The 23789-nt window shown below is 73.0% G+C and carries 27 protein-coding genes; 18 read left to right on the top strand and 9 right to left on the bottom strand.

Translation table 11 applies throughout. The features are described 5' to 3' along the window. Positions 1 to 108: 108 nt before the first annotated feature. The 4 genes from B446_RS24205 to B446_RS24220 are packed head-to-tail and all read left to right on the top strand — an operon-like array spanning position 109 to position 3576. Positions 109 to 1038, top strand: coding sequence for an ABC transporter ATP-binding protein (locus tag B446_RS24205; protein WP_020942063.1), 930 nt, complete (start codon positions 109 to 111; stop codon positions 1036 to 1038). Then, positions 1035 to 1775 (top strand): ABC transporter permease, encoded by a 741-nt coding sequence (locus B446_RS24210; protein ID WP_020942064.1) that lies wholly within the window; start codon positions 1035 to 1037, stop codon positions 1773 to 1775. The genes B446_RS24205 and B446_RS24210 overlap by 4 nt, the downstream gene beginning before the upstream one ends. A gap of 5 nt (positions 1776 to 1780) precedes the next feature. Further along, positions 1781 to 2965, top strand: coding sequence for a sensor histidine kinase (locus tag B446_RS24215; protein ID WP_043479029.1), 1185 nt, complete (start codon positions 1781 to 1783; stop codon positions 2963 to 2965). Then, positions 2962 to 3576 carry a response regulator transcription factor gene (locus B446_RS24220; RefSeq protein WP_043476371.1) on the top strand — a complete coding sequence of 205 codons (615 nt, stop codon included), beginning with the start codon at positions 2962 to 2964 and terminating at the stop codon, positions 3574 to 3576. Before B446_RS24215 ends, B446_RS24220 begins: the two co-directional genes overlap by 4 nt. Positions 3577 to 3642: 66 nt before the next feature. Here the strand turns inward: B446_RS24220 and B446_RS24225 are convergent, their stop codons facing one another. After that, positions 3643 to 4509, bottom strand: a complete 867-nt coding sequence (locus B446_RS24225; protein ID WP_020942067.1) for a transglutaminase-like domain-containing protein — start codon at positions 4507 to 4509, stop codon at positions 3643 to 3645. Positions 4510 to 4538: 29 nt separating this feature from the next. Further along, positions 4539 to 5594 (bottom strand): GNAT family N-acetyltransferase, encoded by a 1056-nt coding sequence (locus tag B446_RS24230; RefSeq protein WP_052352182.1) that lies wholly within the window; start codon positions 5592 to 5594, stop codon positions 4539 to 4541. A gap of 140 nt (positions 5595 to 5734) precedes the next feature. Between B446_RS24230 and fdxA the strand changes: the two genes are divergently transcribed. Both fdxA and B446_RS24240 read left to right on the top strand, forming a co-directional pair. Next, positions 5735 to 6055: a ferredoxin gene (gene fdxA / locus B446_RS24235; protein ID WP_020942069.1), complete on the top strand. Its 321-nt coding sequence runs from the start codon at positions 5735 to 5737 to the stop codon at positions 6053 to 6055. A gap of 120 nt (positions 6056 to 6175) precedes the next feature. Next, positions 6176 to 7273 (top strand): bifunctional succinyldiaminopimelate transaminase/glutamate-prephenate aminotransferase, encoded by a 1098-nt coding sequence (locus B446_RS24240; RefSeq protein ID WP_020942070.1) that lies wholly within the window; start codon positions 6176 to 6178, stop codon positions 7271 to 7273. Positions 7274 to 7359: 86 nt separating this feature from the next. Here the strand turns inward: B446_RS24240 and B446_RS24245 are convergent, their stop codons facing one another. Both B446_RS24245 and B446_RS24250 read right to left on the bottom strand, forming a co-directional pair. Further along, the gene (locus tag B446_RS24245; RefSeq protein ID WP_020942071.1) at positions 7360 to 7827 is read right to left on the bottom strand and encodes a hypothetical protein; all 468 of its coding nucleotides are present in this window, start codon (positions 7825 to 7827) and stop codon (positions 7360 to 7362) included. A gap of 275 nt (positions 7828 to 8102) precedes the next feature. Then, complete coding sequence (locus B446_RS24250; RefSeq protein WP_020942072.1) at positions 8103 to 9095, bottom strand: hypothetical protein; 993 nt, start codon at positions 9093 to 9095, stop codon at positions 8103 to 8105. 96 nt (positions 9096 to 9191) lie between these two features. Here B446_RS24250 and dapE point away from each other — a divergent pair, with 96 nt between their 5' ends. Both dapE and B446_RS24260 read left to right on the top strand, forming a co-directional pair. Further along, positions 9192 to 10271, top strand: coding sequence for a succinyl-diaminopimelate desuccinylase (gene dapE, locus B446_RS24255; protein WP_020942073.1), 1080 nt, complete (start codon positions 9192 to 9194; stop codon positions 10269 to 10271). Between the two features lie 105 nt (positions 10272 to 10376). Then, a complete protein-coding gene (locus B446_RS24260) occupies positions 10377 to 11135 on the top strand; it encodes a TIGR00730 family Rossman fold protein (RefSeq protein ID WP_020942074.1) in 759 nt (252 codons plus the stop codon). Positions 11136 to 11148: 13 nt separating this feature from the next. Here the strand turns inward: B446_RS24260 and folP are convergent, their stop codons facing one another. Beyond that, positions 11149 to 12009 carry a dihydropteroate synthase gene (gene folP, locus B446_RS24265; RefSeq protein ID WP_020942075.1) on the bottom strand — a complete coding sequence of 287 codons (861 nt, stop codon included), beginning with the start codon at positions 12007 to 12009 and terminating at the stop codon, positions 11149 to 11151. A gap of 138 nt (positions 12010 to 12147) precedes the next feature. Between folP and B446_RS24270 the strand changes: the two genes are divergently transcribed. Beyond that, the gene (locus B446_RS24270) at positions 12148 to 12498 is read left to right on the top strand and encodes a DivIVA domain-containing protein (RefSeq protein ID WP_020942076.1); all 351 of its coding nucleotides are present in this window, start codon (positions 12148 to 12150) and stop codon (positions 12496 to 12498) included. Continuing rightward, a complete protein-coding gene (locus B446_RS24275) occupies positions 12495 to 13085 on the top strand; it encodes a DNA-3-methyladenine glycosylase I (RefSeq protein WP_020942077.1) in 591 nt (196 codons plus the stop codon). Before B446_RS24270 ends, B446_RS24275 begins: the two co-directional genes overlap by 4 nt. A 39-nt stretch (positions 13086 to 13124) precedes the next feature. Here B446_RS24275 and B446_RS24280 read toward each other — a convergent pair whose 3' ends face one another. Further along, entirely contained in the window at positions 13125 to 13928 is an 804-nt protein-coding gene (locus B446_RS24280; RefSeq protein WP_020942078.1) for an enoyl-CoA hydratase/isomerase family protein, read from the bottom strand. A gap of 373 nt (positions 13929 to 14301) precedes the next feature. On the opposite strand from B446_RS24280, the gene B446_RS37325 reads away from it, so the two are divergent. Further along, the gene (locus tag B446_RS37325) at positions 14302 to 14469 is read left to right on the top strand and encodes a DUF3117 domain-containing protein (RefSeq protein WP_018544333.1); all 168 of its coding nucleotides are present in this window, start codon (positions 14302 to 14304) and stop codon (positions 14467 to 14469) included. Between the two features lie 93 nt (positions 14470 to 14562). On the opposite strand, the gene B446_RS24285 is transcribed toward B446_RS37325, so the two are convergent. After that, positions 14563 to 15261: an O-methyltransferase gene (locus B446_RS24285; protein ID WP_078614788.1), complete on the bottom strand. Its 699-nt coding sequence runs from the start codon at positions 15259 to 15261 to the stop codon at positions 14563 to 14565. A 225-nt stretch (positions 15262 to 15486) separates the two neighbouring features. Here B446_RS24285 and sigE point away from each other — a divergent pair, with 225 nt between their 5' ends. The 6 genes from sigE (at position 15487) to B446_RS24315 (ending at position 21277) form a co-directional block, all read left to right on the top strand. After that, a complete protein-coding gene (sigE, locus tag B446_RS24290; RefSeq protein ID WP_020942080.1) occupies positions 15487 to 16203 on the top strand; it encodes an RNA polymerase sigma factor SigE in 717 nt (238 codons plus the stop codon). Further along, complete coding sequence (locus B446_RS24295; RefSeq protein WP_020942081.1) at positions 16200 to 17165, top strand: anti-sigma factor family protein; 966 nt, start codon at positions 16200 to 16202, stop codon at positions 17163 to 17165. Before sigE ends, B446_RS24295 begins: the two co-directional genes overlap by 4 nt. A 74-nt stretch (positions 17166 to 17239) precedes the next feature. Beyond that, positions 17240 to 19267: a trypsin-like peptidase domain-containing protein gene (locus B446_RS37330; RefSeq protein ID WP_419184178.1), complete on the top strand. Its 2028-nt coding sequence runs from the start codon at positions 17240 to 17242 to the stop codon at positions 19265 to 19267. A 108-nt stretch (positions 19268 to 19375) separates the two neighbouring features. Next, positions 19376 to 19813 (top strand): sec-independent translocase, encoded by a 438-nt coding sequence (locus tag B446_RS24305; RefSeq protein ID WP_043476375.1) that lies wholly within the window; start codon positions 19376 to 19378, stop codon positions 19811 to 19813. 260 nt (positions 19814 to 20073) lie between these two features. Continuing rightward, positions 20074 to 20748 (top strand): hypothetical protein, encoded by a 675-nt coding sequence (locus B446_RS24310; protein WP_043476377.1) that lies wholly within the window; start codon positions 20074 to 20076, stop codon positions 20746 to 20748. Between the two features lie 139 nt (positions 20749 to 20887). After that, positions 20888 to 21277, top strand: a complete 390-nt coding sequence (locus B446_RS24315; protein WP_020942085.1) for a VOC family protein — start codon at positions 20888 to 20890, stop codon at positions 21275 to 21277. Between the two features lie 194 nt (positions 21278 to 21471). On the opposite strand, the gene B446_RS24320 is transcribed toward B446_RS24315, so the two are convergent. After that, positions 21472 to 21933 carry a hypothetical protein gene (locus B446_RS24320; protein WP_020942086.1) on the bottom strand — a complete coding sequence of 154 codons (462 nt, stop codon included), beginning with the start codon at positions 21931 to 21933 and terminating at the stop codon, positions 21472 to 21474. Positions 21934 to 22082: 149 nt separating this feature from the next. On the opposite strand from B446_RS24320, the gene B446_RS24325 reads away from it, so the two are divergent. After that, a complete protein-coding gene (locus B446_RS24325; RefSeq protein ID WP_020942087.1) occupies positions 22083 to 22484 on the top strand; it encodes a hypothetical protein in 402 nt (133 codons plus the stop codon). A gap of 157 nt (positions 22485 to 22641) precedes the next feature. Here the strand turns inward: B446_RS24325 and B446_RS24330 are convergent, their stop codons facing one another. Continuing rightward, on the bottom strand, positions 22642 to 23775 hold the full coding sequence (locus B446_RS24330; RefSeq protein WP_020942088.1) for an Mrp/NBP35 family ATP-binding protein: 1134 nt from the start codon (positions 23773 to 23775) through the stop codon (positions 22642 to 22644). Positions 23776 to 23789: the final 14 nt, after the last annotated feature.

Genomic DNA, 23789 nt, shown 5'->3' on the forward strand with positions numbered 1-23789 from the left:
ACCGGGCGCCCCCTCGCCGTGTCACCCGGACCGCATGACATCTGTCATCCGGCATCGAGGACCGCCGACACTGCCCCGGACCGGCCCCCCACGGCCAGCATGGTGGGCATGACAACGACAGCGGCACCGGCCACCACCACCCCGGTGGTCGGGTTCGACCAGGTGACCAAGACGTACGGGGACGTGCGGGCCGTCGACGGGCTCTCGCTCCGCCTGTACCCGGGGGAGACCGTCGCCCTTCTCGGCCCGAACGGCGCCGGCAAGTCCACCACCCTCGACCTCCTGCTGGGCCTCAAGCACCCCGACAGCGGCAGCGTCGGCGTGTTCGGCACCAGCCCGCGCGAGGCGATCGTCGCCGGGCGGGTGGGAGCCATGCTGCAGAGCGGCGGGCTCATGGACGACGTCACCGTCACCGAACTGGTGAGGCTGGCCTGCTCGCTGCACCCGAAGCCGTACAAGGCCGAGGACGTGATGGCACGCGCGAGCATCACCCAGATCGCCGACCGCAAGGTCAACAAGCTCTCCGGCGGCCAGATGCAGCGCGTCCGCTTCGCCCTGGCCACCGCGGGCGACAGCGACCTGATCATCCTGGACGAACCGACCACCGGCATGGACGTCTCCGCCCGCCAGGCCTTCTGGGCCACCATGCGCGAGCAGGCCGACCAGGGCCGCACGGTCCTCTTCGCCACCCACTACCTCGAAGAGGCCGACGCCATCGCCGACCGCGTGCTGGTGCTGCACCGGGGCCGGCTGCTCGCCGACGGCACGGCCGCCGAGATCAAGGCCAGGGCCGGCGCCCGCCGGGTCTCCTTCGACCTCGAGGGCGAGATCGACGAGAGTGCCCTGCGCGACCTGCCCTTCCTCACCTCGCTCGACGTCTCCGGCCAGACCGTCCGCATCCAGTCCGCCGACGCCGACGCGACCGTCCACGCCGTCTACGGCCTCGGCCTCTACCCCCGCAACCTCGAAGTCGCCGGACTCGGTCTCGAGCAGGCCTTCGTCGCCATCACGGAGGCCGAGGAGGCCAAGCAGTCATGAACTCCCTGATCAAGCTCGAACTGAGCCGCGCCCTGCGCAACAAGAAGTTCCTGTTCTTCTCGGTGCTCTACCCCTCGTTCATCTACCTGATCTTCGCCAGCAGTTCCGGCTCCGGCGAGCGGGTCGGCGACAGCGGCCTGACCGTCGCCACCTACCTGATGGTCTCCATGGCCTCCTTCGGCGCCCTGACCGCCGTCCTGATGGGCAACAGCGAGCGCATCGCCAAGGAGCGCGAGAACGGCTGGGTACGGCAGCTGCGGCTGACCACGCTGCCCGGGCACGGCTACGTGCTGGCCAAGACCGCCGGCGCCGCCGTGGTCAGCCTGCCGTCGATCATCGTGGTCTTCCTCGTCGCCGCGGCCGTGAAGGACGTCCGCCTCGACGCCTGGCAGTGGCTCGCCCTCACCGGCGTGATCTGGGCGGGCAGCCTCGTCTTCGCCGCGCTCGGCGTCGCCATCGGCTACCTGGCCTCCGGCGACGCGGTCCGCCCCGTCACGATGATCATCTACTTCGGCATGTCGATCCTGGGCGGCCTGTGGATGCCCTCCACGAGCTTCCCGCAGTGGCTCCAGGACATCGCCGAGTGGCTGCCCACGCACGCGTACGCTGCTCTGGGGCGGGCCGTCGAGCAGAGCGAGGCCCCCCACACCCAGGACATCGCCATCCTCGTCGTCTCCTTCGTCCTCTTCGCGGGCGGCGCGGCCTGGCTGTACCGGAAGGACACGCTGAAGGCGTGAGCACGATGACGGAAGACAGCAAGGCGCCCACCACGAAGCACGTACCCGTGGGCTGGCCGCCCCGCAACCGGCGCGAGATGACGGTCAAGGTGCTGTGGATAGGCGTCTGGCTGGTCTTCCTCAAGTCGCCGATCGAGGACCTCGTCGGCGGCGCCCACGGCACCCTGGCCACCGCCGCGGGGACGGCCGGCCTCGCCGCCTTCGTCGGCAGCTACCTGGCGCTGGTCTTCCGCAACATGGGCCGGCCCTTCACGCCGAGGTTCGTGATCAGCCTGCTCACGGTCCTCGGCGTCCTGGCACCCCTGCTGTCCTACACCCTCGGCGGCGCCTGGCTCGGCCTGTTCGTCTATCTCTCGGTGGCCTGCGGGGCGACGCTGCCGCCCCGGGCGGCCTACTGGGCCATCCCGGGCTGCGCTCTCGTGCTGTACCTGGTCGGGTTGCACTCCGACATCCGCACGGCGCGTGACCTCCTCCTGCTCAACCTGCTCATCGGCTTCGCGATGACCGGCGTGGGCCACCTGGTGCGCACCACGATCGAGCTGCGCCGGGCCCGGGCCACCGTCGCCCAGCTCGCCGCCAACGAGGAGCGGCTGCGGCTCGCCCGTGACCTGCACGACCTGCTCGGCCACTCGCTGTCCCTGATCACGCTCAAGAGCGAGCTGGCCGGCCGGATGCTGCCCGACCACCCCGACAAGGCGGCCCGGCAGGTCGCCGACATCGAACAGGTCAGCCGGCAGGCCCTGGTCGACGTCCGGGAGGCCGTCACCGGCTACCGCCGCCCCCGCCTCGCCGCCGAGCTCGCCGGCGCCCAGGTCGCGCTGACCGCCGCCGGGGTGCTGGCCGAGGTCCCCGCCGACCCCGACCTCACCGGCATCGCCGAGGAGGCCGAGTCCACCCTCGCCTGGACGCTGCGCGAGGCGGTCACGAACGTGGTCCGGCACAGCGGCGCCGACCGCTGCCTGGTACAGCTCCTGCGCCGCCAGACCCTGGACGGCCCGGTCCTCGAACTCACCGTCGAGGACAACGGATCCGGCGGTTCCGGCAAGGGCCCGGGCAACGGCCTGACCGGCCTGACCGAACGGCTGGAGAAGGTGGGCGGCGCCCTGGAGGCGGGCCGGATCAGGCACGGCTTCCGGTTGCTCGCCCGGGTCCCCGCGCCCCCCGTGGTGGCCGTAGTATCCGGGGCATGACGAGCGTGATCAAGGTCCTCCTGGCCGAGGACCAGTCGATGGTGCGCGAGGCACTGGCCGCGCTGCTCGGCCTGGAGGACGACATCGAGGTCGTCGCCCAGGTCGCCCGCGGCGACGAGGTGCTGGCGGCCGTCGGCGCGCACGGCGTCGACGTGGCGCTGCTCGACATCGAGATGCCCGGCTGCACCGGCATCGAGGCCGCCGCCCAGGTGCACCGCAGGTACCCGGCGGTCAAGCTCGTCGTCCTCACCACCTTCGGCCGTCCCGGCTACCTGCGCAGCGCCATGGAGGCGGGCGCCGACGCCTTCCTGGTCAAGGACGCGCCGGCCGCCCAACTCGCCGCCGCCGTGCGCAAGGTGCTGGCCGGGGAGCGGGTCATCGACCCCACGCTGGCCGCCGCCGCGCTGGCCGAGGGCGCCAACCCGCTCACCGACCGCGAGCGCGAGGTGCTGCGCGCCGCGGCCGACGGCTCCACCAACGCCGAACTCGCCGCCGCCCTGCACCTGTCCCAGGGCACGGTCCGCAACTACCTCTCCACGGCCATACAGAAGCTGGCCGTGCGCAACCGGGCCGAGGCGGTGCGCACGGCCCGCGAGAAGGGCTGGCTGTAGGCCGGACACGCCCCAGGGCCCTGGCGCGCAGACGGCCCCCTGCCGTGCCGCACCGGGCCCCAGGGCTCAGTTGAGCATCGCCCGGGCCGTCTCGGCCTGCTGCCGCACCCGCAGGGCGGCCGGTTCGTCGACCACCTCGATCAGGTGCGCGTAGGCGTCAAGCTCCGCCGCACCCGCCACGAACTCACCGCGTTGCACCAGCAGTTGCCCACGCTCGTAGCGCAGCCGGGCCGGGTGCGAGGGCAGCAGCAGGCTCAGCTCGACCGCCCGCAGCGCGACGTCCGAGCGCTCGGGCCGGGCCGCGGCCCACGCCCGGATGTTGTTCAGGATCCGCTGGACGACCTCCAGCGGCTCCGCGGGCACCAGCATGGACGGCTCGAGCGGCGCCCCGGTGGCGCCCGCCACCAGCAGCTCGGCGTCCGTTCCGGCCAGCACCCGGCCGCCGTCGAACGGATCGACCAGCACCTGGTCGCGCTCCGGCCCGAACCCGACCACGAAGTGCCCGGGCAGCGCCACCCCGTACACCGGCGCCCCGGCCCGCCGGGCGGCCTCCAGCCACACCACCGACAGCAGGATCGGCAGCCCGCGCCGCCGCCGCAGCACCTCGTGCAGCAGCGAGGACTCCAGCCGCTGGTAGTCGGCCGGGGTCCCGTGGAACCCCAGGCGCTCGCCCAGCAGCCCGCACACCGCCTCCGCCCACGCCCGCGGGCCGCCGGGCCGGAACGGCAGCCGCCCGGCGAGCCCGTCGAGCTCGACCTGGGCCGCGTCGATGCCGGCCTCGTCCAGCGAGCCGTCCGCCTCGGCGCCGATCAGCAGGCACAGCGCCGACAGGTCGGGCCGCTCCGACCGGGCCTCCTCCCCGAACCGCCGCCGCAGCTCGGCGGACCGCTCCGGCGGGGGCGGGTAGGGAGGTGGGAGACGAGGGTGCCGCATGTCTGGCCTATGCCCTTCCACGGGGGTTCCTACGACCGCGCGGGACCGGACGCGTCCGGTTCCCGGTAGTGGTGGTAGGCGTGGTGCGGGGCCATGCCGAGGGACGCGTACAGGGAGCGCGCGCCCTCGTTGTCGTCCTCCACCTGCAGCCAGGCCGCCGAGGCGCCCTCCTCGAGGGCCCGGCCGGCCAGCGCGGCCATCACCTCGGTGGCCAGGCCCCGCCGGCGCCGGGCGGGATCGACCTCGACGGCCGCGAACCCGGCCCACCGCCCGTCCACGACGCACCGCCCGATGGCCGCCACCGGCGCGTCCGGGCCGTCCCCGGGCACGGTCGCGAACCACACCGAGGGCCCGCTGCCGAGCACGCGCAGGGCCACCTCGCCCACGGGCCTGCGCTGATACCGGGCGAGCCACGCCTCGTCGGCCGTCCGGGACAGCACCACCCCGGTGCCCTCCGCCCGGTCCGCGAGCGGCGCCAGCGCCCCGATCCACAGCTCGGCGCTCACCTCCCGGACCCAGCCGCGCCGCTCCAGTTCGGCGCACAGCAGCTCCTGGGTGCCCTCGGCGCCCGTCGCCGTCTGGACGTAGGCGGGCAGGCCGCGTTCGCCGTACCAGCGCCGTACGGCCGCCAGCGCCTCGTCCAGCGGCAGCCCGGGGTCACCGAGCGGCAGCACGCTGTTGGCCCGCCGGGTGAAGCCCGTACGGCGCCCGGCGGCCCCGGCCGGGCGCGGCTCGGCCGCCGCCCGCAGCTCCCACTCGCCGAGCCGCTCGCTCTCCACCGGCCGCCAGGCGCGCGCGGCGGCGCGCGCGAGTTCCGGATAGGTGGCCGCCGGGCCCCTGCGGCGCGCCGGGGCGGCCGGTACGACCTTGCCCGCTACCAGCGCCGTCTCCGGAATCCGGACACTTCTGCCGTCCCGCTGTGTGATCATGAGCACGCCTGCGTCCCATGATGTGAGAACACCCACCGTGTCGGTGAACTTCTCCTGCGTCGCCCCAGGTTCGCTCAAGCGCCGCACGGAGACCCGTTTGCCCACGTCAGCAGCGGTGATACGGACCTCGAGGCGTCCTTGCGCCGAGATTTCCACTGGTCAGTTCACCCCTCCTGTTCGGATCATGCCCCGGAACGGAGATACTAGGGGCGGGCATCGACGACGCCGCGCTCCCGCGCGCCAGGCGGCGGAGCCTACGGAGGCCCGCCAGCGCCCTATCGAGGAGGAACGACAGCGTGACCTACGTCATCGCGCAGCCTTGTGTCGACGTGAAGGACAAGGCGTGCATCGAGGAGTGCCCGGTCGACTGCATCTACGAGGGCCAGCGGTCCTTGTACATCCACCCGGACGAATGCGTCGACTGTGGTGCCTGTGAGCCGGTCTGCCCGGTCGAGGCGATCTTCTACGAGGACGACACTCCGGAGGAGTGGAAGGACTACTACAAGGCGAACGTCGAGTTCTTCGACGAGCTGGGCTCGCCCGGCGGCGCCAGCAAGCTGGGCCTGATCGAGCGCGACCACCCCGTCATCGCCGCGCTCCCGCCGCAGGGCGAGTGACCTTCCGGACGCCCTAGCGGCCCGCACCAGCGCCGCCCCGGTCCCGTACGGCCGATCGCCCCGATCAGCGCCGTACGGGACCGAGGCGTTTGCCGTACCGACGAAAGAGAGCCAGATTCCGTGTCCGCAGTCTCCGACCGTCTCCCCACCTTCCCCTGGGACAAGCTGGAGCCGTACAAGAAGACGGCCGCGGCCCACCCGGACGGAATCGTCGACCTGTCCGTCGGCACCCCGGTCGACCCGGTCCCCGAACTGATCCAGAAGGCCCTGGTCGACGCGGCCGACTCGCCGGGCTACCCCACGGTCTGGGGCACCCCCGCGCTGCGCGACGCGATCACCGGCTGGCTGGAGCGCCGCCTCGGCGCCCGCGGGGTCACCCACCGCCACGTCCTGCCGGTCGTCGGCTCCAAGGAACTGGTCGCCTGGCTGCCGACCCAGCTCGGTCTCGGCCCCGGCGACCGGGTGGCCTACCCGCGCCTGGCCTACCCGACCTACGAGGTCGGCGCCCGCCTGGCCCGCGCGGAGTACGAGGCGTACGACGACCCGCGCGAGCTGGACCCGGCGGGTCTGAAGCTCCTGTGGCTGAACTCCCCGTCCAACCCGACCGGGCGGGTCCTGTCCCAGGCGGAGCTGACCGGGATCGTCGCCTGGGCCCGCGCCCACGGCGTGCTGCTCGTCTCCGACGAGTGCTACATCGAGCTGGGCTGGGAGGCCGAGCCGGTCTCGGTCCTGCACCCCGAGGTCAACGGCGGCTCCTACGACGGCATCGTCGCCGTCCACTCCCTGTCCAAGCGGTCCAACCTGGCCGGCTACCGTGCCGCCTTCCTGGCCGGCGACCCGGCCGTCCTCGGTCCGCTGCTGGAGATCCGCAAGCACGGCGGCATGATGACCTCGGCGCCGACCCAGGCGGCCGTGGTGGCGGCCCTCGGTGACGACGAGCACGTGCACGTCCAGCGCGCGCGTTACGCGGCCCGCCGCACGGCCCTGCGGGAGGCGCTCCTCGGGCACGGCTTCCGTATCGAGCACAGCGAGGCCAGCCTCTACCTCTGGGCCACCCGCGGCGAGTCCTGCTGGGAGACCGTGGCCCACCTGGCCGGCCTCGGCATCCTGGTGGCGCCGGGCGACTTCTACGGGGAGGCCGGGGAGACGTTCGTGCGCGTGGCGCTGACCGCGACGGACGAGCGCGTCGCCGCGGCGGTGGCCCGCCTGACGGCCTGACGGCCTGACCGCGCCGCCCCGTGGGGCGCCCGCGCACGCGAAAGGGGTCCAGGGAGCTCCCTGGACCCCTTTCGCGTGTCCGGACGTCAGCCGCCCAGCGGCAGGCCCTTCGTCGGCAGCGAGGAGGTCGGCAGTGACGAGGTGGGCAGCCCGCCCTTGGTCAGGGAGTCCGTCGGCAGCCCGCCCTTGGTCGCGCCGGCCGCGGTGTCCCCGAGGACGCCTCCGGCGGCCCCGGCCGCGTCCCCCGCGGCCTTCTGCGCCACGGGCGTCGCCTTCTTCACGGCACCGCCGCCGGTCTTCCCGGCGGCCGGCACCGCCTGCGCGACCGCCTTGCCGCCCGCGTTGCCCGCGAGGCCGGTGACGTGCTGCGCCGCACCGTCGACGGTGGTGCCGACCTGCGCCCCGTCCAGGGCGGTCAGACCGCCCAGGTTCGGGGTGGCCGCCGGCAGGTTGGTGGCCGCGCCGGCAGAGCCGGCCGCACCGACCCCGGCGGCCGCTCCCGCTGCGACGAGCAGCGCGGCACGGGCGATCCGGCGGGTCAGGGGGAGGGACATGATGCTCCATTCGACGGGGGAGAACGCTGTGGTCGTCCGAGCTCGGACGCCGTGACTACCGCTCGAGACCGACGAAGGTTGCGGACACGGAAGGTAAAGAATGGATAACGCATCGCATTATCGTTTGTGGATAAAAACGGGCAAAGGGCGTCCGTGTGTGCCCGTGCAGAATCCTTCCCGCCCTGAAATCCCAAGGGCCGGTGGAAAACCGGCGTGGTTCCCCCGGGCGCGGCCGCTCCCCGGCGCCGCGCAACCCGGCCGGGTGAGGCGCCGTACTACTGTCCGGTGACGATCCGGACCGCCCCCGAGGACTGCTCCGCGCCCCCGGTGCCCTGCGCGCGTGGGGTGTGCCACTGGCCGCCGCCGCTGCCCGCGGTCCACTCCCGGCCCGCGTACGACACCCGCTCGATGTGCAGCGCCGAGGAGTTCGCGACGGCCCAGTGCGCCAGCTGCCAGCCCCGCTGCCGCTCACCGCGCCCGGTCGCGTCCGTCCGCGCCCCGTCGGGCACCGGCACCGTCACCGTCCGCCCGTGCGCGGTCGCGGTGACGCTCGGCGAAGGCGACGGCGACGGCACCGCCGTACCGCCCACCTCCGCGCCGGTCTCCTGCAGCGCGTCCCGCCCGAAGTCCCGGACCAGCGCCGCGCGCACGGCGTCGGGACCGGTCGCCTCGACGCCGGTTCCCGGACGCCCGTCGCAGGTCAGCGTGGCCGCCGCGGTTCCGGTCAGGGCCGCGGCCAGCAGCTCGGCGTCCGGCTCGTGCTTGGCGTACGCCTCCGGGTAGCCGCTGCGCTGCACCCGCTGCGCCGCGACCGTCAGCGGCAGACTGCCGTAGTCCGGCACCCGGGCCAGGTGCGCGTAGAAGATGCCCGCCGCGTACGCCGGGTCCATGATCTGCCGCTCGGTGCCCCAGCCCTGCGAGGGCCGCTGCTGGAACAGACCGAGGGAATCCCGGTCGCCGTGGTCGATGTTGCGCAGCCCCGACTCCTGGATGGCGGTCGCCAGCGCGATGGCCACGGCCCGCTGCGGCATGTTCCGCCCGGTGCCGACGGCGGCGATCGTCGCCGCGTTCACCGCCTGCTCCGGCGTGAACTCGTAGGACGCGCCGCCCTCACCGGCGGACACCACCTTGCAGCCGCGGGCTCCGCCGCCCCCGGTGACGTACTGCACCACGAGGTAGGCGGCGACACCGCACAGGACCAGCAGGGCCGCGCCGAGACGCAGGAGGCGGCCGCGACGCTTGGGGCGAATGGGGGACGGCTCTGACACGCGTACAAGGTAGCGGAGCCCCTCCCTCCCCAGGAGCCGGGGCGGGCGAACCGCGGCGCACCGGGGCCCCCGCACGGGCACGTTAGGGTCGGCGGCATGGCCGACACCTTGCTCGATCTCTCGCTGGACGCCGCGGCACTCACCGCGCGACTCGTGGACTTCCCCTCGGAGAGCGGTACCGAGAAGCCTCTCGCGGACGCGATCGAGGCCGCCCTGCGCGCCCTGCCGCACCTGACGGTGGACCGCCACGGCAACAACGTGATCGCCCGGACCGACCTCGGCCGGGCCGAGCGGGTGATCCTGGCCGGCCACATCGACACCGTCCCGATCGCGGACAACGTGCCGTCCCGGCTCGACGAGGACGGCGTGCTGTGGGGCTGCGGCACCTGCGACATGAAGTCCGGGGTGGCGGTCCAGCTGCGCATCGCGGCCACCGTCCCCGCCCCCAACCGCGACCTGACCTTCGTGTTCTACGACAACGAGGAGGTCGCCGCCGAGCTGAACGGCCTCAGGCACGTGGCCGAGGCCCACCCGGAGTGGCTGCGCGGCGACTTCGCCGTCCTGCTGGAGCCGTCCGACGGCCAGGTCGAGGGCGGCTGCCAGGGCACCCTGCGGATGCTGCTGAGGACCGAGGGCGAGCGGGCCCACTCGGCGCGCGGCTGGATGGGCTCCAACGCCATCCACGCGGCCGCCCCGATCCTGGCCCGGCTCGCCTCCTACGAGCCCCGGTGGCCGGTCATCGACGGCCTGGAGTACCGCGAGGGCCTGAACGCCGTGCGCGTCTCCGGCGGAGTGGCGGGCAACGTCATCCCGGACGAGTGCGTGGTGACGGTGAACTTCCGCTACGCCCCCGACCGCACCGAGGAGGAGGCGATCGCCCACGTCCGCGAGGTGTTCGCGGACTGCGGGGTGGCGGAGTTCGTGATCGACGACCACAGCCCCGGCGCGCTGCCCGGCCTCTCGCACCCGGCCGCCGCGGCCTTCATCGAGGCGGTGGGCGGCACCCCGCAGCCCAAGTACGGCTGGACGGACGTCTCCCGCTTCTCCGCGCTCGGCGTGCCCGCCGTCAACTACGGCCCCGGCAACCCGCACCTGGCGCACAAGCGGGACGAGCGGGTGGAGGTGGCGAAGATCCTCGCGGGCGAGGAGCGGCTGCGCCGGTGGCTCACCGCGTAACGGGCCGCCGGACGCCGCTGCGCGCCGGACATGCTCACGTCCCCCCTCCGTAACCCGCGTGGATCTAGTCTGAGATCGAACTACCCGCAAGCGGAGGGAGCGCACATGGCGACCGGTAACCCCGAGGGGAAGAAGCAGCCGCCGGACGAGCAGCGGCTCGGACCGGTCCTCCGACGGCGTGGACAGGTCACGGCCAGCACGACGGACCAGCGGCTGCTCGACGAGCGCGCCCCCACGGACTGGGTGCACACCGACCCCTGGCGGGTGCTGCGGATCCAGTCGGAGTTCATCGAGGGCTTCGGCACGCTGGCCGAACTCCCGCCCGCCATCAGCGTGTTCGGTTCCGCCCGCACCCCGGTGGACTCGCCGGAGTACGACGCCGGTGTACGCCTGGGCCGCGGTCTGGTGGAGGCCGGCTGGGCCGTGATCACCGGCGGCGGCCCCGGCGCCATGGAGGCGGCCAACAAGGGCGCCTGCGAGGCGGGCGGCACCTCGGTGGGCCTCGGCATCGAACTGCCCTTCGAGCAGGGGCTGAACCCGTACGTCGACATCGGGCTGAACTTCCGCTACTTCTTCGTCCGCAAGATGATGTTCGTGAAGTACGCGCAGGGCTTCGTGGTGCTGCCGGGCGGCCTCGGCACCCTGGACGAGCTCTTCGAGGCCCTCACCCTGGTCCAGACCCAGAAGGTCACCCGCTTCCCCATCGTCCTCTTCGGCAGCGAGTACTGGGGCGGCCTGGTGGACTGGCTGAAGCGGACCGTGGTGGCCCAGGGCAAGGCCGCCGAGAAGGACCTGCTGCTCTTCCACGTCACCGACGACGTGCAGGAAGCGGTCGCCCTGGTGTCGAAGGAGGCGGGCCGCTAGCGGCCCCGGCGGGCTAGGCCACGCCGCGCCGGGCCACCGCCGGAGGGCGGTGCCCGGCGATCGACGCCACCATCTCCAGCACCTGCCGGGTCTCGGCGACCTCGTGCACCCGGTAGACCTGGGCGCCGAGCCACGCCGACACCGCCGTCGTGGCCAGCGTCCCGATCAGCCGCTCCTTGACCGGCCGGTCCAGCGTCTCGCCCACGAAGTCCTTGTTCGACAGCGACACCAGCACCGGCCACCCGGTGGCCACCATCTCCTCCAGCCGCCGCGTCGCCTCCAGACTGTGCCGGGTGTTCTTGCCGAAGTCGTGCCCCGGGTCGATCAGCACCGACTCCCGGGGCACGCCCAGCGCCACCGCGCGCTCCGCCAGGCCCACGGTCACCTCCAGGATGTCCGCCATGACGTCGTCGTAGGTCACCCGGTGCGGCCGGGTCCGCGGCTCGGCACCGCCCGCGTGCGTGCACACCAGCCCCACCCCGTGGCGCGCCGCGACCTCCGCCAGCCCCGGATCCACCCCGCCCCACGCGTCGTTGAGCAGGTCCGCGCCCGCCTCGCAGACCGCCTCGCCGACCTCGGCCCGCCAGGTGTCCACGCTGATGATCACGTCCGGGAAGCGGCGCCGTACCTCCGCGACGAAGCCGACGGTGCGTCGTACCTCCTCCTCGGCCGTGACCTCCTCGCCCGGCCCGGCCTTCACCCCGCCGATGTCGACGATCGCGGCGCCCTCGGTCACCGCCCGTTCCACCCGTGCCAGCGCCGGCTCGTCGCGGAACGTGGCCCCCTGGTCGTAGAAGGAGTCCGGGGTCCGGTTCACGATCGCCATGATCACCGGCTCGTGCGGCCCGAATTCCCGCTTGCCCAGCCTGAGCATCCCCTGTGACCTCTCCCGTGACTTGCCGCAGTACCGCCGCCTGCGACCCTAACCGTCGGACTCGCATGGCACGATCGGACCCAGACGGAATCGGCGCCCGGCACGGCGTCCGGCACATCGAGCGTGGGGACTCCAACGATGGTCATGTTCTTGTTCCTGGTCGTCGCCCTCGCCGTGGTGGTGGCCGCGGTGACACTCGCCGTGGTGGGCGGCGGCGAGAGCGCGCCGCTGCCCGAAGCGGCCCCCGAGCGGCTCCAGGACCCGCTGCCCCCCGACCGCCCCGTCAGCGGGGCCGACGTGGAGACCCTGCGCTTCCCGGTCGCCCCGCGCGGCTACCGCATGGCCGACGTCGACGACGCCCTCGGCCGCCTCGCCGCCGAACTCACCGAGCGGGACGCCCGGATCTCCGACCTGGAGTCCGCACTGGCCGGCGCCCGCGCGGCCGCGCACCCCCGGCTGGACAAGCCGGGCCCGGAGGCCGGGCGATGAGCGCCGCGCTCGCCGGGCCGGACGGCGCGCTGCGCTGCCCCTGGGCCCTGTCCACCGAGGACTACGTGTCCTACCACGACGAGGAGTGGGGCCGCCCGGTCCACGGCGACGACGCCCTCTTCGAACGGCTCAGCCTGGAGGCGTTCCAGTCGGGCCTGTCCTGGATCACGATCCTGCGCCGCCGCCCGGGCTTCCGCACCGCCTTCGCCGGCTTCCACATCGAGAAGGTCGCCGCCTTCACGGACGAGGACCGTGAGCGGCTGCTGGCCGACGCCGGCATCATCCGCAACCGCGCCAAGATCGACGCCACGCTCGCCAACGCGCGCGTGCTCGCCGACTGGGCCGAGGGCGACCTGGACGACCTCGTCTGGTCGCACGCCCCCGACCCGGCGGCCCGGCCGGCACCGAAGACCCTCGCCGACGTCCCCGCGGTCACCCCGGAGTCCACCGCCCTGTCCAAGGCGCTCAAGAAGCGGGGCCTGAGGTTCGTCGGCCCGACGACGGCCTACGCGCTGATGCAGGCGTGCGGCCTGGTCGACGACCACCTGGAGACCTGCGTGAGCCGGGGCCGCCCGTCCGCCGGCTAGGCCGGACACGACCTGGGCCGTGTCCGGCCCGGCCGGGGCTCAGCGGCCGAGGTACTTCGGCTTCTCCTTGTTCACGAACGCCTGCACCGCGATCGCGTGGTCCTCGGACTGCCCGGCCCGGGTCTGGAGCTCGTCCTCCTTCTCCAGGGTCTCGGCCAGGGAGTGCGTCAGGCCGTAGGCCATCGCCTCCTTGATCGCCGCGTAGGCCACCGTCGGGCCCTCGGCCAGTGCCCGCGCCACCTTCTCGGCCTCGGCGCGCAGGTCGGCGGAGGGCACCAGCCTGTTGGCGATGCCCAGCTCCAAGGCGTCCTGGGCGCTGATGCTGCGCGGGAAGAGCAGCAGGTCGGCGGCGCGGCCCGGGCCGATCACCCGGGGCAGCGTCCAGGAGATCCCGGAGTCGGCCGTCAGCGCGACGCCCGCGAAGGAGGTGTTGAAGGCCGCCGTCTGAGCCACCACCCGGTAGTCCGCGGCGAGCGCGAAGCCGAAGCCCGCACCGGCCGCCACCCCGTTCACCGCGGCGACGACCGGCTTGGGCGCCCCGGCCAGCGCCTTCACGATCGGGTTGTAGTGCTCCTTGACCGTGCTCATCGTCTGCCGGGACCCCGTCTCACGGTCCGACACCAGAAGCCCGATGTGCTCCTTGAGGTCCTGGCCCACGCAGAACGCCCGGTCCCCGGCCGCGGTCAGCAGGATCGCCCGTACGGCCGTGTCCGCCGCCGCGGATTCCGCCGCCTCCCGCAGGGCGACCTTGGTCGCGATGTTCAGCGCGTTCATCGCCTCGGGGCGGTTCAGCGTGATCGTCGCGAGCCCGTCGCTCACCTCGTAGAGCACGGTGTCGGCCATGGCGCATCCCCTCGTGTCGCAACTGGTGACGTACCGCCCGGTACGCCGCTGTCCGAAGGACAGCATGGCGGACAACCCCGGCCGGTGACCGGACCGGACGTGTGACCTGCGTCAAAGAAATCCGGAGCGGATCCGGGCCGCTGGGGTTCGCGAGGGGGCGCAGTATCGCAGTCACATCCCCGAATTGGGTGGTTTTGCTCGCGCGCGTTGCCCAAGCGATGCCGACCGATGTTGGTCATCGGGTCCTGAGATGCGGGATAATGGCTTGGAAGCAATGTGTTCGATGCCGGTGACGCGTGTCCGCCACGGACTGCGGGTGCCCTCCCGGGGCCGTCGGCAGACGATGAGCCTGGTTTCAGGAAGGGGAACGAGCATGGCGGCCATGAAGCCGCGGACGGGTGATGGCCCGCTCGAGGTGACCAAGGAGGGGCGGGGCATTGTCATGCGCGTTCCGCTCGAAGGCGGCGGTCGACTCGTCGTCGAGCTGACCCCTGACGAGGCCGAGGCGCTCGGCGACGCCCTCAAGAAGGTCGTCGTCTGACGAGCCGGCGCTCCTGACTTTCCGGCTGCCCCGGCATCGTGAACGGTGCCGGGGCGGTTGCGTACCGGGGCCCCGGCGCCTGCGCCCGGACGCTCACCGCTTGACGGCGCACAGCAGGCCGTCGCCCACCGGCAGCAGCGAGGTCACCAGCTCCTGGCTCTCCCGCACCGTGCGCAGCAGCTCGCGCAGCCGCAGCACCTCCGTGGGCTGCGGTCCCGAGTCGACCGTACGGCCGCTGGCGAAGATCCCCTCGAACACCACAAGCCCGCCCGGCCGCAGCAGGCGCAACGATTCAGCGAGATAGTCCGAGTACTCCAGCCGGTCCGCGTCGCAGAAGACGAGGTCGTAGCCGGCGTCCGCGAGCCGGGGCAGCACGTCGAGGGCGCCGCCGGGGATGAAACGGGCCCGGTTGCTGGCGAAGCCGCAGGCACGGAACGCCTGCCGGGCGAACTGCTGGTGCTCCGGCTCCTGGTCGACCGTGGTGAGCACCCCGTCCGGGCGCATGCCGTGCAGCAGATGGATCCCGGACACCCCGCAGCCCGTGCCGATCTCCGCGACCGCCTTGGCGTCCACGGAGGCGGCGAGCAGACGCAGCGCGGCGCCCGTGCCGGGCGACACCGAGCGCAGCCCTGCCTCGCGGGCCCGCTCACGGGCCCAGCGCAGTGCCTCGTCCTCGGCGACAAAGGCGTCGGCGAACGCCCAGCTCGTCTGCCGGTTGGCGGTAATGACCCTCTCCTGTCCCCGTGGTTGCCTCGGCGTGACTGTATCCGTTGCCGTCGGGAACCCGCAGATGGGACCGGGCGTTTAAAGGGTGGGGGCGTGAGCCCGGAACGCGACGGGGGGCAAGAGGTGGACGATGGCGCCGAGCACATGCTGACGCAGCCGTATCAGCGCGTATCAAATTCTCGTAAAACCGCTTATCCGGAGCTAACGGGCGAGGTGGCTATGGTAGGGGCTCCACTGGACACCACCAGAGCCGACAGGGGAGGTGCGGCTACGCCTGGGGACCGGGGTGGAGTGCTGCGGCGCTTCCTCGGGTCGGCGGGCAGGCCGAAATCCGTGACCGACACCGCTGCTGACCACAGCCACGCCGCCGGCGCCGCCGCGGCCGACGCCCAGACCGCGACCTTCTCCACCGACGCGGACGGGCAGGCTTGGACTCCGCCCACGTGGGAGGAGATCGTCAGCACGCACAGCGGCCGGGTGTACCGGCTGGCCTACCGCCTCACCGGCAACCAGCACGACGCCGAGGACCTCACCCAGGAGGTCTTCGTCCGCGTCTTCCGTTCCCTGTCGACGTACTCGCCGGGCACGTTCGAGGGCTGGCTGCACCGCATCACCACCAACCTCTTCCTCGACATGGTCCGGCGCAAGCAGCGCATCCGCTTCGACGCCCTCGGCGAGGACGCGGCCGAGCGCCTGCCCAGTCGCGAGCCCACCCCGCAGCAGGTGTTCAACGACGCCCACTTCGACGCCGACGTCCAGCAGGCCCTCGACACCCTGGCGCCCGAGTTCCGCGCCGCCGTCGTCCTGTGCGACATCGAAGGACTGTCGTACGAGGAGATCGCCGCCACGCTCGGCGTGAAGCTCGGCACGGTCCGCTCCCGCATCCACCGCGGCCGCTCGCAGCTCCGCAAGGCCCTCGCCCACCGTTCCCCGGACGCGCGCAAGACCGAGCGGCGGTCGTTCGTGGCCCGTGTCCCCGCTCTGGGGGGAGGGGGCGCGAGCGCGTGAACGGATCCCGACCCAAACCCTCGCATCTCGCGGAGCAGCACCTGGGAGACCGGCTCTCCGCCCTGGTGGACGGGGAACTCGGCCACGAGTCGCGCGACCGGGTCCTGGCCCACCTCGCCACCTGCGCCCGCTGCAAGGCGGAGGCGGACGCCCAGCGCCGCCTGAAGAACGTGTTCGCCGAGGCGGCCCCACCGTCGCCCTCCGAGAGCTTCCTGGCCCGGCTCCAGGGCCTTCCCGGGGGAGGTGACCTGGACGGCGGCGGCACGCCGGCGCCCGGGGGCGGACTCCTCGGACGGGAACCCGACGCGGGGGTCTTCGGCCTGAGCCGTGGCGAGCGCTTCGCGTTCGGCTACGTGCCCGCCGTGCCCGCGCATCCCCGCGCCCCCGAGGAGCGCGGCTTCCGCGTCCACCCCGTCGGCCGCCCCGACGCCGACCGCTCCGCCTCGCGCGGACTGCGGTTCGCGTTCGCCGCCGCCGGCGCGGTGTCCCTGGCCGCCCTCGCCCTCGGCGGTGTCACCACCGCCTTCCCCGGCGACACGGCCGTCGACGCCCGCGGCGGCGCGGGCACGGGCAACGTGATCCCCGCGCGTTCGGCGGGCACCGGAGCGGGCGCGGCGACGCCCGAGTCCCAGCGCCGCCGCTCGGTGGGGCCGCTGCTCCAGGGCAGCAGCCTGCTCGGCCAGACCCCCGTGGCGCCGACCTCCATGTCGGCGCCGCTGCTCCCCGGAGTGCCGACCCCGGCCGCCGGGCAGCTCCAGGACACCGTGCGCGGCCTGACCACCCCGGTGATGGCCGGCGCGGCCGCGGTCTCCCCGCTGATACGCCCGCTGAGCGAGATCGCCCCGTTCTCCCTGGCGCTGCCCGCACCGCCCCGGGTGTCCGGACCCGGCCTGCTGTCCGCCCCCGTCCCCGACACCGACCCCGCCCCCTCCTCCCCGCCCCCGTCGCCCGAGACGCCCTGACCTGCCACTGCGCCCGGGCCCACGGACCTGGTTGAATCCTGCGAGACCGTGCCCCGGCGCCGACCGGGCACGGAATCGACGTTCCGCGGCCCCCGCCGACACGGCCGGCCGCGGCCGGCCGTGGGGAGAGCATGAACCAGGGGAACCCGACGCCCGGGGAGCACACCGCACCCGAGGGCGACTTCGAGCTGGCCAAGCCCGCGCCCCCCACGCCCGCCCGGGCCACGGCCGCGACCCCACCTGACGAGCCCGCGGCGACCCCGCCCCCGGAACGCCCCACGCCCCTGCACGACCCCGACCCCTACAACACCCCGCCCTACGGCGAACCGGGCCCTTGGGCCCCGGCCCCACCGGTCCAGCACCCGACGGCGCCCACGCCCCCGCCTGCCCCGGGCCAGGGGGCACAACTGATCCCGGGCCGACCGGTCCCGCCGACTGTTCCGCCGCAGGGGGCTTCGCCGGTGACGGCGGGGGTGCCTCAGCCTGCACCGGGGCAGGGTCCACCCGTGGTCCCGGGCCGGCCAGCCGCGCCGACTGTTCCGGGGCAGGGGGCTTCGACGGTGACGGCGGGGGCGAGCCGGTCGGCGGTCGGACCCGCGGCCGCGCCTGCCCCCGGCCAGGGGGCGCAGCCCACGCCGGGCGGCGGGCCGACCGCACCCGCGCCGGTTCCGGCGGCTGCCCGGGTCGCCGAGCAGGCGGCGCCGCCCGCGCCAGGGCACACCGCGGCGCCCGCGCTACCGCCGGCCACCCCTCCCAGCCCCGCGCAGGCCGCTCGGCCCCTCCCGGGTTCCGAGGGGCAAGGAGCTGCCGGGAGCCCCGGCGAAGCGGTTGCCGGAGGGCCCTGGGGGCTTGGTGCCGGTGGTGTGGAGGGCGCGGGCGGGGGCGATCCCTGGCAGGGGTACGACCCGTGGGCCGTGGGTGCGGAAGGACGCGAGCCCTTGGCCCGCGGTCCGCTGCAGCAGACCGGCGCCGGGGTGCTCACACGCCGGCAGCGGGAGAGGCGGGGCAGGCGGCTGCTGCTGGTGTGGACCGCCGTGGTCGCGCTCGTCTCCAGCGGCATCGGCGGGCTCGCCGGCGCCTACGTCGAGCGCGAGGGCGTGGGGGACGTGACGCTGCCGCAGGCCGGGAGCGTGCCCGCCGGACGGGCGCCGGACAGTGTCGCCGGGATCGCGGCCCGGGCCCTGCCCAGCGTCGTCACGCTGCACGTCAGCGGCGCCGACGAGGCGGGCACCGGCACCGGCTTCGTACTCGACGCCCGAGGCCACATCCTCACCAACAACCACGTCGTCCAGCCCGCCTCCTCGGGCGGCGAGATATCCGTGACGTTCAGCGGCGGGGACACCGCAAAGGCGAGGATCGTCGGCCGCGACAGCGGGTACGACCTGGCCGTCGTCCAGGTCAGCGGCGTCCGCGGGCTCACCCCCCTGCCCCTCGGTGACTCCGACGGCGTCCGGGTCGGCGACCCCGTCGTCGCCATCGGCGCGCCCTTCGACCTGGCCAACACGGTCACCTCCGGCATCATCAGCGCCACGGAGCGGCCCATCACGGCAGGCGGCGAGAAGAGCGACGGGAGCGACGTGTCGTACGTCGACGCGCTCCAGACCGACGCCCCCATCAACCCGGGCAACTCCGGCGGCCCCCTGCTCGACTCCCGGGCCCGGGTCATCGGGATCAACTCCGCCATCCGCTCCGCCGGGACCGGCTCCGACTCCGGCAGCGGCCAGGCGGGTTCCATAGGGCTCGGCTTCGCGATACCCGTCAACCAGGCCAGGCGGGTCGCCGAGGAGCTGATCAACAAGGGTCACGCCACCCACCCCGTCATCGGCGTCACCCTCGACATGGGCTGGACCGGTGACGGCGCCCGTGTCGACAGCAGGGCCAGGGACGGCGGCCCGGCCGTCGCCGCCGGCGGCCCCGCCGCCCGGGCCGGCCTCAAGGCAGGCGACGTCATCACCGAGGTGGACGGAGAGCGCGTCCACTCGGGTGAGGAACTGATCGTCAGGATCCGTGCCCACGAACCGGGCGACCGGCTGCGCCTGACGGTCGAACGCGGCGGCGAGCGGGAGGTTTCACTCGTGCTGGGCGCTTCGGAGCAGAACTGACCGAAGTCCGGAAGAGAACTGACAGAAGTCTCACCACGGGACGGTATCGGTCCGACTGTCGAGCCGGGTACCGTTGAGCGACCGAGGACATCGCAATGGGAGCGTCAGGTGTTCAATGACATAGGGCCACTGGAACTGGTGACCATCATCGTGATCGCCGTCCTCGTCTTCGGCCCGGACAAGCTCCCCAAGGTCATCCAGGACGTGACGCGCACGATCCGGAAGATCCGCGAGTTCTCGGAGAGCGCCAAGCACGACATCCGCAGTGAGCTCGGTCCCGAGTTCAAGGACTTCGAGTTCGAGGACCTCAACCCCAAGGCGTTCCTGCGCAAGCAGCTGGACAGCGACGAGCTGGGGCTGAAGGAGATCCGCAACGGCTTCGACCTGAAGAAGGAGATGGCCGAGGTCACGGACGCGGTCAACGGCCGCGACGGCGACGGCCCGTCCTCGTCCTCCCCCTCCTCCGGCGGACGCATCGACATGACCAAGAAGCCCGAGGACCCCGGCCCGGACGACCGGCCGCCCTTCGACGCGGACGCCACCTGACCCACCCGGTACCCGCGCGCGCGACGCGCCCGGCGCCCGGACCGCTTGCGTGACGCGTTTCACATCGCCGGTACGTGACACCCGCCGAGCCTCCCGCGCACCGCGCGTGGGGGCCGCTCTCGCGACCCACGCGCCGGGCGGTTTCCCGCCTGTCGTCAGCGGTGTGGATATGCTGCCGAGTTGTTGTGCGGACCGGACGAGTACGCCCGAAGGGGGGCGGGCCGCCCCGGTCCGACGAGAGCGAGGAGGCGTCCGGGCATATGGAGACGACAAGTCGGGTGGGCGCGCAGTCGCCGGCCGCGGAGGGCGGACACCAGTCCCTCTCCGCCCGGCGTACGGTCGACGCCTACCTGGAGGCGCCCTTCCCCTGGTACGGCCTCGACGAGGCCTTCACGGGGCCGCGCTGGCTGATGCAGGTCGGCACCGCGGCCGACGGGGCCGTGGAGCACGGTTCGATCGGGCACGGTGACGAGCCCTCCGTACGCAACGAGCACGTGGCCGCGTCGGCGGCGGACGAGCCCCGGGAGAAGTTCGCGGTCGTGGTGACCGTCGCCGCGAACCCGTCCCGCAGGAGCGCCGACGGCACGGGCCTGCTGGAGGCGACGTCGGTGTCCTCGGCGGCCTGGCTGGCCGGCGTGGGGCTGCTGTCCTTCACCTGGCCCGGCCAGATGGACCACAGCCTCCGCGACGACTGGCTGGACCAGCAGACGGAGACGGCGTGGGCCCTGGCCGACGACCTGGACGGCCCGGAGTGGTCCAGACTCTCCCTCCCGGTGGACGGCGTGCCCGCCGAGTTCCACTACCGGGAGTCGGAGTTCGGCTGGGTCCTGGCCGGCACCACCGGGGCCGGGGCCCATGTGGGGGCGTACGGGCGGGGGATGAGCGCGTACGGCCTCGGCTTCTCGATGATCAAGGACATCGCCGAGTACGCCTGAGAGAAGGGGGCGCCGTCACCACCGGCGCCCCCCCCGAACCCGCCTTCACGCGGTCACGGCCACCGGGTGGATCACGTCGGAACGACCGCTACCGCGACCGCGGCGGCGACCGTGCGGCGTAGGTTGAGAAGATCAGGACATGGTGGACTCACCCATGCACATCAACGCCCTCATCGTCGACGCCGTGGACCCCGAACGACTGGCCGTGTTCTGGTCCGAGCTGCTCGGCAGGCCGGTGGTGGGCCGAACCGGGCCGTACGTGTGGCTACGGCGCGAGAACGGTCTGGGCCTGGGCTTCCAGCGCTCCGCCGAGCCCAAGTCGGGCAAGAACCGGATGCACTTCGACATCACCTCACCCGATCCGGCCGCCGAGCAGCAGCGGGTCGAGGCGCTCGGCGGCCGCAGGCTCGAGCGGTACGCGGACGGAGGATTCCTGGTGATGGCCGACCCCGAGGGCAACGAGTTCTGCATCATCCCCGAGGGCCCCTTCGAACTCGACGACGAGGGACGCGCGCACTACCTCAGCTGACCGACGTCGCCCGGGACTCCCACGAATCCGAACTGCAGTCGCATGCGTTCGAGATTCTTCCAGGGCGTCCCCCGTCGCGTCCTGTAGCGCCCCCCTGCCTCATGACCAGCGTCACTGTCGCGGCATTGTCGCAGGAGGCGCCGAAGCCGCCCCAGTTCGAACGATGCATCAACCGAAGACGAAGCGACGGCCTTTCAGTCGTAGAAGAAGAGCTCAAGGTCCTCGACGGATCCCGGCCCGGTGAGGAAGCCCTCAGCCTTCGCGATCTCGTCCTCCAGCGGCAGCCCGCCCTTCAGAAGCTGCCGCATCCAGATTTCTCCTTGCTCGCCGACCGCGTAGATGCCGGACAGCAGTTCGGTCATGCCCGCAGGGTGCGGTGGACGGCGCCCGACGACTGGCTGGAGCACCCATCCGCCTGATCGGGCCGCGAGCCGCAGCACCCCGGCCCAGTTCGCGATCCTCCCGATGCGTACGTGCCACGAGTCCTCGGTGAACGGGGCCATCCGTCCGCCGTGGAGAGGGTTCGTGGCGGCGCCGATGTCCTTGATCACTTGCCGTTCCACGGCGTCACGGACCCAGCGCCCTTCCTGCGCCTCTTCGATGGCGGCCTCCCACCACGTCCACCCGCCGTCGAGCCGGTCCGCGAATGCACCCATGCGGACAGGCTTCCATGCGCGATGCCGCAGGCATTCAGGGGGCGCCGATCGGCGGATCGACTCATCAAAGAGACTCGCTCCAGCGGACGTCGGATCTCAGCGAGGGAACTCGCTTGCGGTTCCTCCCGGGCCTGCGGTGATACTCGGCAATGAGCAGAATCGCCGAGGTCATCGTGTTGGCCAGCAACGCACAAGAGATCATGGAACCGCTGACCCGGCGAGACCCCAACCGTAAGTGGTCTGGACAATTCGCTGCTGCCGGGCACGGCTGGGTCGCCGAGTTCGTGCGACGGAGTGGCTGGGTCGGACTGCTGGAAGACCTGGAGTCGCAGCCGTGGCCCTCCCCGCACTCCGTGCAGGTACTGATCCACGACGAGGAGGACGACTGCTTCGGCTTGTGGATGATGCACGACGGCCGACTGGTGGAAGTGCCGCTGCCGCGCACCAGTCGCTACTTCTGGCGAAACCACTACACGGGCGAAGTCGATGCGGACTGCCCCGGAATTCTCATGCGCACGGACAAGTCCGATGCCTCGCCCGAAGGAGACTGAGTGCCGGCCGTCGAACTGTCCTGCCCGAGCAGGCCGCTTTCTCGAAGCCGTGTCCCGACAGGCGGTCCTGCCCGAACGACACCGACCAACGTCAACGGCTCCGCCGCTGGCCAGGGAGCTGACCGGTGACGGAGCCGCAGATCGCAGGCGCGTGGCGTCAGAACTTGTTCTTCGGGGTGATGCCCAGGGACAGGCCCGACAGGCCGCGCTGGCGGCCGCCCAGCTTTCCGGCGATCGCGCGCAGGGCGGAGCCCGCCGGGGAGTCGGGGTCCGTCAGGACCACCGGCTTGCCCTCGTCGCCGCCCTCGCGCAGGCGGACGTCGATCGGGATGTTGCCGAGGACCGGGACCGTCGCGCCCGTGGTGCGGGTGAGCCCGTCGGCGACGAGCTGGCCGCCGCCGGTGCCGAAGACGTCGACCATCTCACCGCAGTGCGGGCAGGGCAGGCCGGACATGTTCTCGACCACGCCGACGATCTTCTGGTGGGTCTGCACGGCGATGGAGCCGGCCCGCTCCGCCACCTCGGCGGCGGCCTGCTGAGGCGTCGTCACGACCAGGATCTCGGCGTTCGGGATCAGCTGGGCGACGGAGATCGCGATGTCACCGGTGCCGGGCGGGAGGTCCAGCAGCAGGACGTCGAGGTCGCCCCAGTAGACGTCGGCGAGGAACTGCTGCAGCGCGCGGTGGAGCATCGGGCCGCGCCAGACCACCGGGGCGTTGCCCGGGGTGAACATGCCGATGGAGATGACCTTCACGCCGTTGGCCGACGGCGGCATGATCATGTTCTCGACCTGGGTGGGGCGGCCGTCCGCGCCCAGCATCCGCGGCACCGAGTGGCCGTAGATGTCGGCGTCGACGACGCCCACCTTCAGACCGTCGGCCGCCATCGCCGCCGCCAGGTTCACCGTCACCGAGGACTTGCCGACGCCGCCCTTGCCGGAGGCGACCGCGTAGACCCGGGTCAGGTTGCCCGGCCTGGCGAAGGGGACCTCGCGCTCGGTCTGGCCGCCGCGCAGGGCGTTCGCCAGCTCCTTGCGCTGCTCGTCGCTCATCACGTCCAGCGTGACGTCCACGCGGGAGACGCCCTCGACCCGGGAGACCGCCTCGGTCACCCGCTGGGTGATCGTCTCGCGCATCGGGCACCCGGAGACGGTCAGGTACACGGTCACCGCGACCGCTCCGTCCGCGCCGATCTCCACCGATTTGACCATCCCCAGTTCGGTGATGGGGCGGTTGATCTCGGGGTCGTTCACCGTCGCCAGTGCCTCGCGCACCGCGTCTTCCGTAGCCATAAGGACGATGGTAC

The organism is Streptomyces collinus Tu 365, from assembly GCF_000444875.1.
GTDB classification, from domain to species: domain Bacteria; phylum Actinomycetota; class Actinomycetes; order Streptomycetales; family Streptomycetaceae; genus Streptomyces; species Streptomyces collinus_A.

What these genes read in the sequence shown, in the direction of transcription:
- B446_RS24275 (WP_020942077.1), top strand. Translation starts at nt 12,495, where the DNA reads ATGAGCGCCGCGCTCGCCGGGCCGGACGGCGCGCTGCGCTGCCCCTGG.
- folP (WP_020942075.1), bottom strand. Translation starts at nt 12,009, where the DNA reads ATGCTCAGGCTGGGCAAGCGGGAATTCGGGCCGCACGAGCCGGTGATC.
- B446_RS24280 (WP_020942078.1), bottom strand. Translation starts at nt 13,928, where the DNA reads ATGGCCGACACCGTGCTCTACGAGGTGAGCGACGGGCTCGCGACGATC.
- B446_RS24225 (WP_020942067.1), bottom strand. Translation starts at nt 4,509, where the DNA reads ATGCGGCACCCTCGTCTCCCACCTCCCTACCCGCCCCCGCCGGAGCGG.
- B446_RS24215 (WP_043479029.1), top strand. Translation starts at nt 1,781, where the DNA reads ATGACGGAAGACAGCAAGGCGCCCACCACGAAGCACGTACCCGTGGGC.
- B446_RS24220 (WP_043476371.1), top strand. Translation starts at nt 2,962, where the DNA reads ATGACGAGCGTGATCAAGGTCCTCCTGGCCGAGGACCAGTCGATGGTG.
- dapE (WP_020942073.1), top strand. Translation starts at nt 9,192, where the DNA reads ATGGCCGACACCTTGCTCGATCTCTCGCTGGACGCCGCGGCACTCACC.
- B446_RS24310 (WP_043476377.1), top strand. Translation starts at nt 20,074, where the DNA reads ATGGAGACGACAAGTCGGGTGGGCGCGCAGTCGCCGGCCGCGGAGGGC.
- B446_RS37325 (WP_018544333.1), top strand. Translation starts at nt 14,302, where the DNA reads ATGGCGGCCATGAAGCCGCGGACGGGTGATGGCCCGCTCGAGGTGACC.
- B446_RS24330 (WP_020942088.1), bottom strand. Translation starts at nt 23,775, where the DNA reads ATGGCTACGGAAGACGCGGTGCGCGAGGCACTGGCGACGGTGAACGAC.
- B446_RS24245 (WP_020942071.1), bottom strand. Translation starts at nt 7,827, where the DNA reads ATGTCCCTCCCCCTGACCCGCCGGATCGCCCGTGCCGCGCTGCTCGTC.
- B446_RS24320 (WP_020942086.1), bottom strand. Translation starts at nt 21,933, where the DNA reads ATGGGTGCATTCGCGGACCGGCTCGACGGCGGGTGGACGTGGTGGGAG.
- B446_RS24315 (WP_020942085.1), top strand. Translation starts at nt 20,888, where the DNA reads ATGGTGGACTCACCCATGCACATCAACGCCCTCATCGTCGACGCCGTG.
- B446_RS24260 (WP_020942074.1), top strand. Translation starts at nt 10,377, where the DNA reads ATGGCGACCGGTAACCCCGAGGGGAAGAAGCAGCCGCCGGACGAGCAG.
- B446_RS24325 (WP_020942087.1), top strand. Translation starts at nt 22,083, where the DNA reads ATGAGCAGAATCGCCGAGGTCATCGTGTTGGCCAGCAACGCACAAGAG.
- B446_RS24205 (WP_020942063.1), top strand. Translation starts at nt 109, where the DNA reads ATGACAACGACAGCGGCACCGGCCACCACCACCCCGGTGGTCGGGTTC.
- B446_RS24270 (WP_020942076.1), top strand. Translation starts at nt 12,148, where the DNA reads ATGGTCATGTTCTTGTTCCTGGTCGTCGCCCTCGCCGTGGTGGTGGCC.
- B446_RS24210 (WP_020942064.1), top strand. Translation starts at nt 1,035, where the DNA reads ATGAACTCCCTGATCAAGCTCGAACTGAGCCGCGCCCTGCGCAACAAG.